The 14,977-nt window shown below is 61.9% G+C and carries 16 protein-coding genes; 9 read left to right on the top strand and 7 right to left on the bottom strand.

What is annotated here, in order from left to right; all coding sequences use genetic code 11:
* Positions 1–70: 70 nt before the first annotated feature.
* Both PO860_RS00570 and PO860_RS00575 read right to left on the bottom strand, forming a co-directional pair.
* On the bottom strand, positions 71–1,168 hold the full coding sequence (locus PO860_RS00570) for an NADH:flavin oxidoreductase/NADH oxidase (RefSeq protein WP_273883654.1): 1,098 nt from the start codon (positions 1,166–1,168) through the stop codon (positions 71–73).
* A 108-nt stretch (positions 1,169–1,276) separates the two neighbouring features.
* Positions 1,277–2,077, bottom strand: a complete 801-nt coding sequence (locus PO860_RS00575; RefSeq protein WP_183605526.1) for an SDR family NAD(P)-dependent oxidoreductase — start codon at positions 2,075–2,077, stop codon at positions 1,277–1,279.
* Between the two features lie 88 nt (positions 2,078–2,165).
* Between PO860_RS00575 and PO860_RS00580 the strand changes: the two genes are divergently transcribed.
* Positions 2,166–2,705, top strand: coding sequence for a MarR family winged helix-turn-helix transcriptional regulator (locus tag PO860_RS00580; protein ID WP_183606631.1), 540 nt, complete (start codon positions 2,166–2,168; stop codon positions 2,703–2,705).
* 182 nt (positions 2,706–2,887) lie between these two features.
* Here the strand turns inward: PO860_RS00580 and PO860_RS00585 are convergent, their stop codons facing one another.
* Positions 2,888–3,367 carry a MarR family winged helix-turn-helix transcriptional regulator gene (locus PO860_RS00585; RefSeq protein ID WP_246718163.1) on the bottom strand — a complete coding sequence of 160 codons (480 nt, stop codon included), beginning with the start codon at positions 3,365–3,367 and terminating at the stop codon, positions 2,888–2,890.
* 231 nt (positions 3,368–3,598) lie between these two features.
* Here PO860_RS00585 and PO860_RS00590 point away from each other — a divergent pair, with 231 nt between their 5' ends.
* A complete protein-coding gene (locus tag PO860_RS00590; RefSeq protein WP_275038003.1) occupies positions 3,599–4,489 on the top strand; it encodes a type 1 glutamine amidotransferase domain-containing protein in 891 nt (296 codons plus the stop codon).
* A 346-nt stretch (positions 4,490–4,835) separates the two neighbouring features.
* Here the strand turns inward: PO860_RS00590 and PO860_RS00595 are convergent, their stop codons facing one another.
* Together PO860_RS00595 and PO860_RS00600 are read right to left on the bottom strand one after the other, a co-directional pair.
* Positions 4,836–5,309, bottom strand: a complete 474-nt coding sequence (locus tag PO860_RS00595; RefSeq protein ID WP_183605529.1) for an RbsD/FucU family protein — start codon at positions 5,307–5,309, stop codon at positions 4,836–4,838.
* Positions 5,293–6,540, bottom strand: a complete 1,248-nt coding sequence (locus PO860_RS00600) for an ROK family transcriptional regulator (RefSeq protein ID WP_183605530.1) — start codon at positions 6,538–6,540, stop codon at positions 5,293–5,295. The genes PO860_RS00595 and PO860_RS00600 overlap by 17 nt, the downstream gene beginning before the upstream one ends.
* Before the next feature lie 228 nt (positions 6,541–6,768).
* Here PO860_RS00600 and PO860_RS00605 point away from each other — a divergent pair, with 228 nt between their 5' ends.
* The 7 genes from PO860_RS00605 (at position 6,769) to PO860_RS00635 (ending at position 13,752) form a co-directional block, all read left to right on the top strand.
* Positions 6,769–7,788 (top strand): sugar ABC transporter substrate-binding protein, encoded by a 1,020-nt coding sequence (locus PO860_RS00605; protein WP_028756641.1) that lies wholly within the window; start codon positions 6,769–6,771, stop codon positions 7,786–7,788.
* 155 nt (positions 7,789–7,943) lie between these two features.
* Entirely contained in the window at positions 7,944–9,008 is a 1,065-nt protein-coding gene (locus tag PO860_RS00610) for an ABC transporter permease (protein WP_183605531.1), read from the top strand.
* A gap of 2 nt (positions 9,009–9,010) precedes the next feature.
* The gene (locus PO860_RS00615) at positions 9,011–9,808 is read left to right on the top strand and encodes an ATP-binding cassette domain-containing protein (protein WP_183605532.1); all 798 of its coding nucleotides are present in this window, start codon (positions 9,011–9,013) and stop codon (positions 9,806–9,808) included.
* Positions 9,805–10,437 carry a nucleoside triphosphate hydrolase gene (locus PO860_RS00620; protein ID WP_183605533.1) on the top strand — a complete coding sequence of 211 codons (633 nt, stop codon included), beginning with the start codon at positions 9,805–9,807 and terminating at the stop codon, positions 10,435–10,437. The genes PO860_RS00615 and PO860_RS00620 overlap by 4 nt, the downstream gene beginning before the upstream one ends.
* A 174-nt stretch (positions 10,438–10,611) precedes the next feature.
* On the top strand, positions 10,612–11,658 hold the full coding sequence (pyrC, locus tag PO860_RS00625; RefSeq protein ID WP_273883650.1) for a dihydroorotase: 1,047 nt from the start codon (positions 10,612–10,614) through the stop codon (positions 11,656–11,658).
* Positions 11,659–11,835: 177 nt separating this feature from the next.
* Positions 11,836–13,014, top strand: coding sequence for a GGDEF domain-containing protein (locus tag PO860_RS00630; protein ID WP_273883649.1), 1,179 nt, complete (start codon positions 11,836–11,838; stop codon positions 13,012–13,014).
* Positions 13,015–13,215: 201 nt separating this feature from the next.
* The gene (locus PO860_RS00635) at positions 13,216–13,752 is read left to right on the top strand and encodes a glyoxalase superfamily protein (protein ID WP_275038004.1); all 537 of its coding nucleotides are present in this window, start codon (positions 13,216–13,218) and stop codon (positions 13,750–13,752) included.
* A gap of 1 nt (position 13,753) precedes the next feature.
* On the opposite strand, the gene PO860_RS00640 is transcribed toward PO860_RS00635, so the two are convergent.
* Entirely contained in the window at positions 13,754–14,395 is a 642-nt protein-coding gene (locus tag PO860_RS00640; protein WP_273883648.1) for a glutathione S-transferase family protein, read from the bottom strand.
* A 97-nt stretch (positions 14,396–14,492) separates the two neighbouring features.
* Positions 14,493–14,975 carry an anthrone oxygenase family protein gene (locus tag PO860_RS00645; protein WP_272782851.1) on the bottom strand — a complete coding sequence of 161 codons (483 nt, stop codon included), beginning with the start codon at positions 14,973–14,975 and terminating at the stop codon, positions 14,493–14,495.
* Positions 14,976–14,977: the final 2 nt, after the last annotated feature.

Here is a 14,977-nt window from a genome sequence, read left to right on the forward strand (position 1 = left end):
TCGTCCTGTTTGCGTGTATCGCCATGCAGAAAACGGGCGCCTTCGAAAAATGTCGAAGGCGCCCGATCATTCAGGCCGCGCGGTAGGATGCGAGCCAATGTGCGTAGGGGGCGGGCAATGTCCAGGACGGACGCTCGACATCGAGCTTGCGCGCGGCTGTGTACGGCCAATGCGGATCGGCGAGCATCGCCTTGCCGACCATCACCAGGTCGAGCTGTCCACTGCGGATGAGTTCGTCCGCCTGCTCCGGCTGAGTGATATTCCAACTCGCCGAGCCGGGGAGGCCAGTGGCCTTCCGGACTCGGTCGGCGTAAGGCGCAATAAACCCAGGACCCCACGGAATATTGGCCGCCGGGGTCGAAAAACCGAGGCTGGCATCAAGGAAATCGAGGCCGGCTGCCTTGAATTTCCCCACAAGATCGATCGCGTCTTGCAGGGTCTCTTCGTCACGGCCGTCAAACTCGATAACGCCGAAGCGAGCCGTAAGCGGCCGATCCTCGGGCCAGACTTCACGAACGGCCGCGAGTGTCTCGAGGAGAAAGCGTCCGCGGTTTTCCGCACTGCCGCCATATTCGTCGTCGCGCTGGTTCGAATGCGACGAGAAGAAGCTTTGGCCGAGATAGCCATGGGCAAAATGCAGCACGAGCCAGCGGAATCCAACATCGCGCGCGCGGATCGCCGCAGAGACAAAATCGCCACGAACGCGATCGATGTCGGCTTTCGTCATCGCACGTGGGACCTTCCGCAGGCCGCCGCCGAATGCAATGGCGGAGGGTGCGATGGTCTCCCAGCCGCGCGGGTCGCCGTCGGCGATATGATCGTCGCCTTCCCACGGGCGGTTGGCGCTGGCCTTGCGGCCGGCATGGCCGATCTGAATCCCTGCGACCGCACCGGCCTTTTCGATGCTGGCGACGATCGGCGCAAAGGCCTCGGCCTGGTCATCGTTCCAAAGACCGGTGCAGCCCGGTGTGATCCGGCCCTCAGGAGAGACCGCCGTGGCTTCGACGTTGACAAGGCCCGCGCCACCCCGCGCCAGACTGGCGAGATGGACGTTGTGCCAGTCGTTGGGGACGCCATCGATCGCGGAATACTGGCACATGGGGGAAACCGCAATCCGGTTTCGGAGGGTCACGCCTTTCAGCGTGAATTGGTCGAATAAATTGGGCAATTGGTTTCTCCTCAATAAGGAAAGCAGATTTTCTGCATGGAGCTGCTTACGCCGGCTGGCGCACGCATTACCCGGTGCAGTCGATCCATTGGGTTTTACGCCGCTGGATTAGGCGGCGCGGTAGCGAGGTGCAGGTTCACCGGTCTGTGTCGCGGCGAACAGCTTGGAACGGGCTTCGTCGAACCTGTCCCAGAGAGTGGCGTCGGCAACGGATGGCAGCGTGATGTCTTCGCCGCTATCGAACCCGGCCAGAGCAGCATCCACCAGGTTTTCGGACGTCATCACCGCGGCCTGGTTGAGGGACGCCAACGGGATTCCCGACAAATCCCAGAGTTCGGTTGCCGTAGATGCCGGCATGACAAGTTGCAGGCGGACATTGGTCCCAGCCAATTCCTGCTGCAGGCCGCGGCTGAAGTTCATCACATAGCCCTTGGTGCCGCTGTAGATCGCGCTGATCGGCAGTGCGTGGAAGGACAGGACCGAAGCGACGTTGATAATTGCACCCTCGTTGCGGCCGAGGAATTCCGGCAGAATGGCGTGCGTGAGGCGTGTGAGCGCGATGACGTTGAGTGCGATCATTGAGGCCGCGTCTTCCTCAGAGGTCTTGGCGATGGGAGCCAGCGTCGCGTTGCCGGCATTGTTCACGAGGAGCGTGATCGCCGAATTGGCCTTCAACACCTTTTCGACACGCGCGAGGTCGGCGTCATTCGTGAGGTCGGCTTCCACCACCTCAACTTTCGTGCCGTGGGCCGCACCCAGTTTGTCCGAGAGCGCCTTCAGGCGTTCAGCGCGCCGAGCAACAAGGATAAGGTCATAGCCCCTTTCGGAGAGCCGCTCGGCATAGACGGCGCCGATGCCGGCAGAGGCGCCCGTAACGACAGCAACGGGCTTGAACGATGATGCAGACATGTGAAGCTCCTTTTTGTTGAGTGCTCAAGTTTAAGTATGGCCACGTTTGGCCCTTGTCAATGGATGAGTGCTCAACTATTTTTGTGTGATGGGTAAGAAACTTTCGATTGACGATGCGGCAGAGGAACTGCGCACGGGTAGGCTGAGCCCGCCGGAGCTTCTGTCTGAACTCGTGTGCACCAACACTGCTCTTCGGCGCGCGTCACGGCGGCTGGGCCAGCTTTACGATGATGCGGTAGCGCCAACCGGGCTAAAGGCTACTCAAGTCGGGCTTCTGACCCAGATAGCCGCGTTGCGCGAGGGCGGCCATCCATGGCCCACCTTGCAATCGCTCGCCGAGCGCCTTGCCGTCAGCATTTCCGCTTTGACCCACGCCCTTCGCCCGCTGGTCCGGGACAGGCTCGTCGAACTCGTGCCTGACGAACATGACGGCCGAACGAAGCACGCAATGCTGACGAGATCTGGCGAGCACCGCATGCACGAGGCGTTGGTCCATTGGGCTGACGCCAATCAGCGCGTTGAGGTCGTACTAGGTCCTTCCGCGGCTGCGCTCCGCACGCTGGCGGATGATGTCGCCTCTCCGGAATTCCTAGAAGCCTATGAGGCGCGTCGCAGTCTGAAAGGATGATCGCCTTGTCCTAAGCTCGGTGAACGCCTTTCGCTTGGGATAGGCGGTGTCGTGGCTTGTTCTCAATCCGACGGAAGCGAAATGCCGGCCGCTTGTCGCCTATACGAATGCGCAACTAGAGAGATCAGCGCGGCCACGCCTTGACCCTGGCACCGAAAAAGAACCGGCAAGCGATGTTTCGATTAATCGCCGGGGGCGCTGGGTGTTGGCGCGTTAAACGCCAACTCAAAATCGTCCGATGCCAGGAACGTCAGGACCGCTCGTAATTCGGCCGCCTTCTCTGCCCCAAAGGCGGCCTCAAAGCTATCCTGGGCCGTTTTCCACAGGACCAACGTGTCTTCGAACTTGCGTGTCCCCGCTTGGGTAAGACGAATCCGACGGGCACGGCGATCTTGAGGATCGACGATCAGCTCAAGGTAGCCGCTGCGCTCAAGCGGCTTCAACGTATGGCCAAGCGCAGACTGGTCCATGACCATGTCCTCGGCGAGTTCCCGCATTGTAGGCTCGCCCAGTGAGACCACATGGGTCAACAATCCCAGCTGAGTGGCCCTCAAACCGCTCGGTGCGATGATGCTATCATAGAGCTGGCCCATTCGCCGCGTGGCCTGCCGTAAAACGGTGTTGTTGCAATAATTCGGGTCGACACTGGCTTTCTTCTTCAACCGACAAACCTCCTTTGAGCCTCGGACACAGGCGATTGTTTTCTCATTTTCACTAGCCCTATTCCGTCGTCTTGACAAGATATCGGTATATACCATAGATAAATTATCGGCATATGCCTGTATTTTGAAATTGGTTTGGCTAGGTGCTTCCCAACCCGTTGAAGGGATTGCTCTCGGACGAATTGGCTCCGAGAGAGCTCGACCAAACCGATCAACACAAAGGAAAAGCAGATGAGTATTGTACGTATGGGTAGCGCTGTCCTCGCGATGGGATTGGCGATGGGACTGGCGATCGTAGCGCCAACGGCGGCCTCCGCGCAGAGCAAGGGCAAAGTTCTGGTGGTGATGTCGAGCGCCCATCAGCTCGAACTTCGAGACGGCAAGACCTACAAAACCGGCTATTTCCTGAATGAACTCGCCGTTCCGCTGAAGCAGATCGTCGATGCTGGTTACACACCTGTGTTTGCCAATCCGAACGGCGATACGCCGCAAATGGACTCGAACTCGAATCACAAGAACTATTTCGGGGGCGACGATGCCAAGCGTGCCAAGGCGGAGAATTACATCAACGGTTTCGACAACCTGAAGCAACCGCTTCGCCTCTCGGCTGTTCAATCTGCAGGCGTCAGGGAGTTCGTCGGCGTCTTTATTCCCGGTGGGCATGCGCCGATGCAGGACCTTGTCCAGGATCAATCGCTGGGACAGATATTGCGCGCATTCCACGACGGCGGCCGACCGACGGGCATTATCTGTCATGGCCCGGTGGCGCTGCTTTCCACGCTACCTGACCCGCAGGCTTATCGTCTCGCACTCAGCGCGAACGACAGCACCCAGCTGCAATCGCTCAGCCAGGGTTGGCCTTATGCCGGCTATCGCCTGACAGCGTTCTCTGCCGCCGAGGAAAAGCAGGTCGAAGGCGATGTGCTACTGGGCGGTAATGTCGTGTTCTACGCTGACGAGGCGCTAGCCTCGGCGGGAGCCGTTGTGCAGAATGCGTCGGCACCCTGGGCAAGTAATGTTGTGGTCGATCGCGAACTGATAACCGGCCAACAGCCGATGTCCGACGCGGCGTTCGGCACAGCGTTTGTTCAGGCCTTGAACACACAGCTCGCCACGAAGTGACGGCGCGGCGGGCGACGCGATCTGGCGGCTGACCCGTCGGCTGTCGCCCGCCTTGCGTTCGCGCTGGCGAGTCATCATCCTCGGGACTCCCCAAATGACGCTAAGAAACCATTTTGATTTCTGTTCAGGGCATGCAGGAATGTACGCGAAGGATGCGTGTAAGGGCTATTTAGTAATGCGCCCTGTGGCCCCCTCATCCGCCTGCCGGCACTTCTCCCCAGCGGGGAAAAGAGGGCATGCCGCGGCCTCTCGGTTCTCTTGTAACGCATGCCTACGACAAAGAGCAGTTGGCCACCTTGTCTGCAGGCCGAAATCTCTGCTGACTCGGCCTGAAGCCATTCCTGTCCTAGTAAACGAACGGATCCACCTCGGCCGCCTGCGCACCCGCCTCTTTCGGATAAATCACCCCCTTGCGTAGGATGATGTTGGCGTAGAGCCGGGGCTCGCTGGTCTGAATCACCGCATGGGCGGCCCGCACCCGGCCGTAGAAATCCTGGCCGATCAGCGGCACCACCTGTCGGTGCGGCTCGTGGCGGGCGCAGCAGTCGATCATCTCCTCATGCACCGGGTCGAGCTTGTCGCGCTCGGCCTTGACGGTCGAGCGGAAGATCGCCTCGGGCACGAAATCGTCGATCGGCAGCACGCTGAGCACGGCGTTGAGCACCGGGATGAGGTGGTGGCCGTCGAGCCGGATCAGCCGGCGCGCATGTTCGACCCCCGGATAATTGCCATCGACGATGGCGATCTCGTCGCCGTGGCCCATGGCCCGAAGTGTCGAAAGCAACTCCGGGCTCAACAGCGGGTCAAGTCCTTTCAGCATGGTCTACCTCCTTGAAGAGTACGTTCTGGTCGGTGAGGTAACGCGCAAAGATCGGCAGGCTGGCGCCGCCGATGGCGCGCGCCTGCGCGCCGACCGCGCCCTCGATGATTTCGGGCATGACGACGCCCTGCAGGTCGAGCTTGGCGGCTTCGTCGATCGTCGCCTGCACCACGCGGCTGCGCACCCAGTGGGGAAAGCCGCCGTCGATCACGGCCGCGCTGAAATCGAGGATCGAGGCGGCGGCGACGATCGCCTGCGCCAGCGCCTTGGCGCTATCCTGGATCCAGCTTTCCATCGGCTCGCCGAAATCCACCCAGTCGTCGGCCGAATACCAGAGCGGCTCGGGATCGATGCCGCGTTCGCGCAGCATGTTTTCGAGCACGAAGATCGAGGCGATTTCGAGCAGCTGCTTGGTCTCGCCGTTCTTGCCGCGCACCGGCAGCGGCCCGATCGCCCCGGCCGTACCGGTGCGGCCGGAAAAGATCGCCGAGTTCAGGACGATGCCGCCGCCGATGAAGGAGCCGATGAAGAAATAGACGAAATCCGGATAGGACGGCCCGATGCCGAAGACGAGTTCGGCGCCGCAGGCGCTGGTCGCATCGTTCTGCAGGAAGACCGGATGGGCGACGCGCGCGGCGATATCGGCCTGCAGATCGACCTCGCGCCAGACCTCCATGGCGCCCGGCGGCGCACCCACCTCTTCGGCCCAGTTCCAGAGCTCGAAAGGCGCGGCGATGCCGAGGCCGGCAATGCGGCCGCGCTGCTTGTCGTCGAGTCGGTCCTCGAGATCTTGGATGCCCGAGGTGACGAAAGCGAGGATTTCCTCCGGCAGCGGATAGGCATAGGTCTTGTGCAGCTGCATGCGGATGCGGCCGACGAAATCCATCAGCACCAGATCGGCGCTGCGTCGCCCTATCTTTAAACCATAGGAATAGACGGCGTCGGGATTGAGATGCATTGGGATCGACGGCTGGCCGACTCGGCCGCGCACCGGTTCCCCGCGCGACAGCAGCCCTTCCTTCTCCAGCACCCGCATGATGACGGAGACGGTCTGCGCCGACAGGCCGCTGCGGCGTGCGATATCGGCCTTCGACAGCGCGCCGTAGAGACGCACCAGCGACAGCACGAGCCGTTCGTTATAGGCCCGCACCCTGACCTGGTTCGCACCGCCGGCCGGATTCAGAATTGGTGGCGGGACCGGTATATTCGCCGGTCCATCCAAGGACGACATGGCCGCTCCTCCCGATTGTTGGCCTATGCCCTAATTCGATCGAGCATGCCACATCGAATTAATAATTCAATTGGATTTATTTATTGACAAGCCGATTTCTTTTCGCTCTTAATTGCCGTCGTCAAGGGCACGGGACCGCTGGGAGGCATTGGCGATCCACGGCGAAGTGTCATATCTTTAAATTCCGGTCCCGCAGGGGCGGCGCCGGCAAACTCTGGGAGGAGTTCCATGAAGAAATCTGTTCTCGCTTTCGGCGCGCTCGCGCTTGGTGTCACTTTTTCCGCTCCTGTCATGGCGGCTGACGTTGCTGCCTGCCTCATCACCAAGACCGACACCAACCCCTTCTTCGTCAAGATGAAGGAAGGTGCGACCGCCAAGGCCAAGGAACTCGGCGTTTCGCTGAAGTCCTATGCCGGCAAGATCGATGGCGACAGCGAAAGCCAGGTGGCCGCGATCGAAAGCTGCATTGCCGACGGCGCCAAGGGCATCCTGCTCACCGCTTCCGACACCAAGGGCATCGTCTCTTCGGTCAAGAAGGCGCGTGATGCCGGCCTGCTGGTCATCGCGCTCGACACGCCGCTCGAGCCGGCCGATGCCGCCGATGCCACCTTCGCCACCGACAACCTGCTCGCCGGCAAGCTGATCGGCCAGTGGGCCAAGGAAACGCTCGGCGACAAGGCCAAGGACGCCAAGGTCGGCTTCCTCGACCTGACCCCGTCGCAGCCGACGGTCGACGTTCTGCGCGACCAGGGCTTCATGATCGGCTTCGGCATCGACCCGAAGAACCCGGACAAGATCGGCGACGAAGACGACAAGCGCATCGTCGGTCATGACGTGACCAACGGCAATGAAGAAGGCGGCCGCAAGGCCATGGAAAACCTTCTGCAGAAGGATCCTGGCATCAACGTCATCCACACGATCAACGAACCGGCCGCAGTCGGTGCCTATCAGGCGCTGAAGGCCGTCGGCATGGAAAAGAACGTGCTGATCGTCTCGGTCGACGGCGGTTGCCCGGGTGTCAAGTCGGTCAAGGAAGGCGTCATCGGCGCCACCTCGCAGCAATATCCGCTGCTGATGGCGTCGCTCGGCATCGAGGCGATCAAGAAGTTCGCCGACAGCGGTGAAAAGCCGAAGCCGACCGAAGGCAAGTCCTTCTTCGACACCGGCGTTTCGCTCGTCACCGACAAGCCGGTCTCCGGCGTCAAGTCGATCGACACCAAGGAAGGCACCGACAAGTGCTGGGGCTAAGCCCGCTTTATTGAAAGCAGACCGGCCGGGGCTTGATCCCCGGCCGTTTTCGACGGACGATGTACCGTCGCCTCACGAACCGGCTCAGCAAAGACCGGAAGGATATCGGTGACGGCCCCCGCGCGAGTTCGGCGCGCGGATGCGGAGGAGGAACCATGACCGGAACACAGGAATTCGAACGCGTCCTCGACGGCAGCGACAAGAGCGTCGCCTCCTTCGAGCACCAGGATGTCTCGCTGATCAAGCGCGCCCAGCATTTTCTGCACTCGACGCCGGCCGCCGTGCCGCTGATCGTGCTGGTGCTGGCGATCATCATCTTCGGCATCGCCATCGGCGGACGGTTCTTCTCGTCCTATACGCTGACACTGATCCTGCAGCAGATCGCCATCGTCGGCATTCTCGGTGCTGCCCAGACGCTGGTCATCCTGACGGCCGGCATCGATCTTTCGATCGGCGTCATCATGGTGATCTCGGCGGTCATCATGGGCAATGTCGCCATCACCTACGGCATACCGACGCCGATCGCCGTCATATCAGGCCTCCTGGTCGGCGGCCTGTGCGGATTGCTGAACGGCTTTCTCGTCGCCTTCATGAAGCTGCCGCCCTTCATCGTCACGCTCGGCACCTGGAATATCGTCATGGCGACGAATTTCATCTATTCCGCCAATGAGACGATCCGCGACACCGACGTCGACGAACAGGCGCCGCTGCTGCATCTTTTCGCCATGAGCTTCAAAGCCGGCACAGCCGTGCTGACCCTCGGCGTCATCGCCATGGTGCTGCTCGTCATGCTGCTCTGGTACGTGCTCAATCACACCGCCTGGGGCCGGCATGTCTATGCGGTCGGCGACGATCCGGAAGCGGCCAAGCTCTCCGGCATCCAGACCAAGAAGGTGCTGCTCACCGTCTACACCATCTCCGGCGTCATCGCCGCCTTCGCCGCCTGGGTCTCGATCGGCCGCAACGGCTCGATCTCGCCGTCCTCGGCGGTCACCGACTATAACCTCCAGGCGATCACCGCGACCGTGATCGGCGGCATCTCGCTCTTCGGTGGCCGTGGCTCCATTCTCGGCACGCTCTTCGGCGCGATGATCGTCGGCGTCGTCTCGATGGGCCTCAACATGCTCGGCGCCGACCCGCAATGGAAAGTCCTCTTGACGGGCGTGCTGATCATCGCCGCCGTCGCCATCGACCAGTGGATCAGAAAGGTTTCGGTGTAACCATGGCTCGCGAACCCCTTCTCACCGCCCCCCTTCTCACTGCCCGGGGTCTCGTCAAGCGCTATGGCCGCGTGACTGCGCTCGACAATGCCGATTTCGACCTCTATCCGGGTGAAATCCTCGCCGTCATCGGCGATAACGGCGCCGGCAAATCGTCGCTCATCAAGGCGATCTCGGGCGCCGTCACCCCGGACGAGGGGGTGATCACGCTCGAAGGCAAGCAGGTGCAGTTCCGCTCGCCGATGGAAGCGCGCGAGGCCGGCATCGAGACCGTCTATCAGAACCTCGCTCTGTCGCCGGCGCTGTCGATCGCCGACAACATGTTCCTCGGCCGCGAGATCCGCAAACCGGGTCCGCTCGGCTCCTGGTTCCGCATGCTCGACCGGCCGGCGATGGAAAAGCTGGCGCGCAACAAGCTGTCCGAACTCGGCCTGATGACCATCCAGAACATCAACCAGGCGGTGGAAACGCTCTCCGGCGGTCAGCGTCAGGGCGTCGCGGTCGCCCGTGCCGCCGCCTTCGGCTCCAAGGTCATCATCATGGACGAACCGACGGCAGCCCTTGGCGTCAAGGAAAGCCGCCGCGTGCTGGAACTGATCCTCGACGTGCGCGCGCGCGGCCTGCCGATCGTGCTGATCTCCCACAACATGCCGCATGTCTTCGAGGTGGCCGACCGCATCCATATCCACCGTCTCGGCCGGCGTCTCACGGTGATCAATCCCAAGGAATACACCATGTCCGACGCCGTCGCCTTCATGACCGGCGCCAAGGCGGTGCCGACGGAGCCGGTCGCTGCATGACGGCTGGAGTAGACGAAATTGCCGGCGAGGTTCTGAGCCGCGCCGGCAACTCCAGGCGTTTCCTGGTGGCGATCGCCGGGCCGCCCGGTGCCGGCAAATCCACCATGGCCGACAATCTCGCCGACGCCCTGAAGGCAAAAGGTGAGAGCGTCGCGGTGCTGCCCATGGATGGATTCCACATGGACAATGCCATTCTCATCGAACGCGGCCTGCTTGCCCGCAAGGGCATTCCGGAGACCTTCGATGTGCGCGGCTTCCTGGATATCGTCCGCGCGGTTCGCCCCGCTGATCAGGAAGTTCTCGTTCCCGTCTTCGACCGCTCGCGCGAACTTGCGATTGCCTCCGCCCGCCCGATCGCTCCCGAGGATCGTTTCATCATCATCGAAGGCAACTATCTGCTCTTCACACAGGGCAAATGGGCTGAGCTCGACGGCATCTTCGACTACACGATCATGCTCGCTCCGCCGATCGAGGTGCTGGAAGAGCGCCTTTGGGACCGCTGGCGCGGTTACAAGCTGACCGAGGAAGAGGCGAGTGCCAAGGTCTACGGCAACGACCTGCCGAACGGCCGGCTGATCCTCGAAAACCGCCGCCCGGCCGATGTGACGCTGGAGATCGCGCTGGCGTGATGCCGCGGCGATTGTTTTCACATAAGGGATAATGCATATCGCCCGGAAGTGTGCGGCGGTTTTGGGGCAACGACATGCACGAAAAAAGAGCGAAAGCGCGTCGCATGATTCAATTTCAATGCGACGCGCTTTAGTGCTATCGAGGCCGCAGACGCATCGCTTCGGAGGCCTGCCATGCAATCGATCACCATCCGCCGTCCCGACGACTGGCACCTGCATCTGCGCGATGGCGCCATGCTGGAAGGCGTGATCGCCGATACGAGCCGCACCTTCGCCCGCGCCATCATCATGCCCAATCTGGTGCCGCCCGTCGTCACGACATCAGACGCCAAGGCTTACAAAGAGCGTATCCTCAAGGCCCTGCCGCAAGGCCATCGCTTCCAGCCGCTGATGACGCTGTATCTCACCGAGCATACCAGCCCCGACGATGTCGAGGCGGGGGCGACAAGCGGTCTCATCACCGCCGTCAAGCTTTACCCGGCCGGCGCCACCACCAATTCGCATGGCGGCGTGCGCGACATGGAAAGGGCGATGCCGGTGCTGGAGCGCATGGCTGAGATCGGCCTGCCGCTCTGCGTTCATGGCGAGGTGACGACGCCTGAGGTCGATATCTTCGACCGCGAGGCTGTCTTCATCGACACCGTGCTCGATCCGCTGCGGCAGCGCCTGCCGGAGCTGAAGGTGACGATGGAGCATGTGACGACCTCAGACGGCATCGATTACATCAAGGCGGCCAAATCAAATCTCGCCGGCTCGATCACCACCCATCACCTGATCATCAACCGCAACGCCATCCTGGTCGGCGGCATCCGTCCGCATTATTACTGCCTGCCGGTCGCCAAGCGCGAAAACCACCGGCTGGCCTTGCGTGCGGCTGCCGTAAGCGGTGACGCCCGCTTCTTCCTCGGCACCGATTCCGCCCCGCATGTCGACCCGCTGAAGGAATGCGCCTGCGGCTGCGCCGGCATCTACACTTCGATCAACACGATGAGCTGCCTTGCCCATGTCTTCGAACAGGAGGGCGCTTTGGAGCGGCTCGAAGCCTTCGCCTCGCTGAACGGACCGGCCTGGTACGGGCTTCAGCCGAACGAGGAGCGCATAACCCTGTCACGGCAGGCCGAGCCGGTCGTCTTTCCCGCGAGGATTGAAACCGGCGCCGGTCCGGTGACGGTGTTCGATCCGATGTTTCCCCTGCATTGGCAGGTCGTGCAGCAAGCGTAAGCTTTCAGAATTCAATTTTAAATGGAATATTCATCTTAAGTTTCGGCGCGACGTTAAACGCGTAACATTCGCATTGTGCAGTGCATCATTTGTTAACGGATGCATAAGACATTCCTCGCCGCGGACCCCATAAGCTGCCAACATCAGGCGCTGGAAAAGCTGCGGAGACTGAAAAGCATGACGCTTGACTACAACTCCCTTTTGTTGGCGCTCGGCGTTTCCACGGCATGCCTGGCCGTGACGCTGATGGGCAGCTGGATTGTCCGTCGGGCGGAAACGGTGCTGCTGACCGCCACCGTCGGCCTGGTCCTCGTCGTCAGCGGCATTTTCGTCTACAGCGCCTATGTCAATAGGCCGGAGACATGGCTGGGCGTCGCCAATTTCGTGCTGTTTCATGCCGGTTTTGCCACCATATGGGGGGCCGGCCGGCAGTTCCTCACCGGCCGCCCGTCCGTCCCGGCGATCGTGATCCGCGCCCTTGCAGCGATGGTCTTCTCCGTCGTGCCGATGTTATCAGGGTATGACGGCCTGGCCTTCATCGCCGACAATATCGCCATCGCCCTTTTGCTCTTTGCCACCGCCCGGCAGTATTGGCTCGCCCGCGCCGAGGCGCCGGCGCCGCTCCTCGGCATCACCGCGCTTTATACGCTGACGGCGATCTCTTTCGTCCTCTGCGCCGCCGTGCTGATCTCCGATGGCAAGCTGGTGCTCGGCAAGGCTCCCAGCAACTGGGCCGAAGACCTGAGCCTCGCCGTCTGCATCGCCGGCATGACCGGCATCGGCGCGCTATCGCTGGCGCTGCATCAGTGGCGGCTGGCCGCCCGCCATCGTCTGGAGGCGATCACCGATCCGCTGACCGGCCTGCTCAACCGCCGCGCCCTGTTCGACGAGTACGGCACGCGCCCGATGGGCGCGACCACCGCCGTCATCGTCTTCGACATCGATCATTTCAAATCCGTCAACGACCGCTTCGGCCATGCAGCCGGCGATCGTGTGCTCAAGGTCTTCGCCGGCGAACTCGCCGCCCATTGCCGCAGCGGCGACATTGCCGCCCGGCTCGGCGGCGAGGAATTCGCGCTGGTGCTGAAGGAGATCATGCCCGGCCGGGCGGAACTCACGGCCGAGCGCATCCGCCGGGCTTTTGAGGCGCGCGAAATCCATATCGATGACGAAGTGCTGACATGCACGGTCAGCGTCGGCGTCGCGTCCGGCCGCTCGAAGCCGCAGGATTTCGACGCCATGCTAAGCGCCGCCGACAAGGCGCTCTACACTGCCAAGCGCGCCGGCCGCAACCGGGTCGAGCTGGCCGGCCATCTGCAGGCCGTTCCCGTCGAGGCAGCGCGCACCGCGTCTTGATCGCCGATCGATCCTCTCATACTATCGCCGTCGGCCGGATGCGGCCAGCCGCCCCGCGACGCTCGAGTTTGACGCTCTGGCGTTATGGTGAATGCATCCAGACAACATCCTCACATCCTTGCCGTTTGGCGATCGATGGCGAACGGGTCAGCAGACGCGGGCACTGATCTTCCTGTCTGCCGTCAACGGAAGGATGACATCATGCGCGATTTTCGCGATGCCAAGCTCATGGCAAAGACATTGCGGCAGGCTCTCGCCGACCGCGACATTTCGCTCACCCACAGCGAAACGCTCGAAATCGTTGCCCGCCAGTTCGGGCTCGATCAATGGAATATTCTCTCGGCGAAGATAGAGGAGGCGGGCACCTCCCGCTCGGTCATCGGCATCGAGCCGCCGATGCCGATCTTCCGCATCTTCTCGGTCGAAAAGGCCAAGGAATTCTATTGCGGCTTCCTGGACTTCCGTCTCGATTGGGAGCACCGTTTCGGCGAAAATTTTCCGCTCTATTGCCAGGTCTCGCGTGACGGCATGGCACTGCACCTGAGCGAACATTCCGGCGACGCCAGCCCCGGCGCCAAGGCCTTTGTCCGCGTCGCCAATGTGCGGGCCTACCACGCCGAACTTGCCGGCAAGGACTACCGCTACATGAAGCCCGGCGTCGAGCAAGCGCCGTGGGGGCTGGAGATGACCGTCATCGACCCCTTCAGCAACCGCATCGCCTTCTGCGAGCAGACGTAGTCTACCGTGTCGCGCCGGCATCGGAATGTGGGTCGATGCTATAGGGATAGACCGGATAATCCGCCCCGATGGCATCCCGAACGCGCTCTGACCAGGCGACGAAGGCGGGATAAGATTTGAGAGAAAAGCCGCAATCCTCGGCCCGGTGGCTATAGGCGTAAACGGCGATATCGGCGATCGTCAGCTCCCGGCCGACAAGAAACAGGCTGTCGGTCAGGCCGCGATCGATTGCGGCGGCCGCGCGGGTTGCGGCTTCGCGCTTGCCCGCAACCATGCTCTGGTTACGCTCCAGCCGTCCCGTCAACGTCCAGAAGCGCAGCGAGCCGATGACCGGCTCGACATGATACTGTTCGAAGAACAGCCATTGCATGACCTTGGCGCGCAGATAGTGATCTGACGGCAGGAAGTGCGTGCCCTCGGCGAGAAAAGTGAGGATCGCATTGGATTCGGCGATCGGACGCCCGTCGTCGAGTTCGAGAACCGGGATGGCGCCGACCGGATTGAGTTTCAAAAACGCCTCGGTGCGGCTCTCGCCCTCGAAGATCGAGACGATACGGCTATGATAGGGTATGTCGAGCAGGCCGAGCAAAACCCGGACCTTCCAGCCATTTTGCGACGGCAGATAATCGTGAAGCGTAAACATGACGGTCCTTTCGCGGCGATTGCCCAACATCGCATGCCCGCCCGGGGCCAACCACCCGATTCCTGAAAGGCGCGGCGGATCGCCGAGAAGCAATCTTTCAAACAATCATCAGCGCCCGCACGAAAGCGAGCGAGGCAAGCAGCGAGGCGATCGTCCGTACATGGTTCCACCACGTCCAGTCCCTGAGATAGGTGGCCCAGAACGCCATCGTGTCCGGCCCGCTACCGGCGACCTTCTCAAGCGCATCGTTCATCGGCACGTTGAAGATGATGGTCGAGAGGAAGGAGGCCAGCACATAGAGTGCCGCACCCGCCACCATCAGCAGGGATGCCCCGCCGCGCCAGTCGATCATCGCCAGCACGGCGATGACGACACAGAGGATCGCCGTCGGCACGAACAGGCCCATGAAGGGCGAGCGGACGATCGTGGCGTTGATCGAGTTCATCGCCGCGATGCCTTGCTCTGCAGGAATCCGCGAGAAGGCGGTCATGATGAAGGTCGAAAAGGCGAAGAAGATGCCGGCGACGAGGCCGCTGCCGATCGCTGCGGCTGCGAGGGAGATGGTGAGAACGATCTGCATGG

Origin of the sequence: Rhizobium binxianense (assembly GCF_028994275.1) — a bacterium.
Taxonomy (GTDB): Bacteria; Pseudomonadota; Alphaproteobacteria; order Rhizobiales; family Rhizobiaceae; genus Rhizobium; species Rhizobium binxianense.

Coding starts and splice junctions, on each gene's coding strand:
- PO860_RS00575 (WP_183605526.1), bottom strand. CDS start 2,077: ATGTCTGCATCATCGTTCAAGCCCGTTGCTGTCGTTACGGGCGCCTCT.
- PO860_RS00580 (WP_183606631.1), top strand. CDS start 2,166: ATGGGTAAGAAACTTTCGATTGACGATGCGGCAGAGGAACTGCGCACG.
- PO860_RS00590 (WP_275038003.1), top strand. CDS start 3,599: ATGAGTATTGTACGTATGGGTAGCGCTGTCCTCGCGATGGGATTGGCG.
- PO860_RS00595 (WP_183605529.1), bottom strand. CDS start 5,309: ATGCTGAAAGGACTTGACCCGCTGTTGAGCCCGGAGTTGCTTTCGACA.
- PO860_RS00600 (WP_183605530.1), bottom strand. CDS start 6,540: ATGTCGTCCTTGGATGGACCGGCGAATATACCGGTCCCGCCACCAATT.
- PO860_RS00605 (WP_028756641.1), top strand. CDS start 6,769: ATGAAGAAATCTGTTCTCGCTTTCGGCGCGCTCGCGCTTGGTGTCACT.
- PO860_RS00610 (WP_183605531.1), top strand. CDS start 7,944: ATGACCGGAACACAGGAATTCGAACGCGTCCTCGACGGCAGCGACAAG.
- PO860_RS00615 (WP_183605532.1), top strand. CDS start 9,011: ATGGCTCGCGAACCCCTTCTCACCGCCCCCCTTCTCACTGCCCGGGGT.
- PO860_RS00620 (WP_183605533.1), top strand. CDS start 9,805: ATGACGGCTGGAGTAGACGAAATTGCCGGCGAGGTTCTGAGCCGCGCC.
- pyrC (WP_273883650.1), top strand. CDS start 10,612: ATGCAATCGATCACCATCCGCCGTCCCGACGACTGGCACCTGCATCTG.
- PO860_RS00630 (WP_273883649.1), top strand. CDS start 11,836: ATGACGCTTGACTACAACTCCCTTTTGTTGGCGCTCGGCGTTTCCACG.
- PO860_RS00635 (WP_275038004.1), top strand. CDS start 13,216: ATGCGCGATTTTCGCGATGCCAAGCTCATGGCAAAGACATTGCGGCAG.
- PO860_RS00640 (WP_273883648.1), bottom strand. CDS start 14,395: ATGTTTACGCTTCACGATTATCTGCCGTCGCAAAATGGCTGGAAGGTC.
- PO860_RS00645 (WP_272782851.1), bottom strand. CDS start 14,975: ATGCAGATCGTTCTCACCATCTCCCTCGCAGCCGCAGCGATCGGCAGC.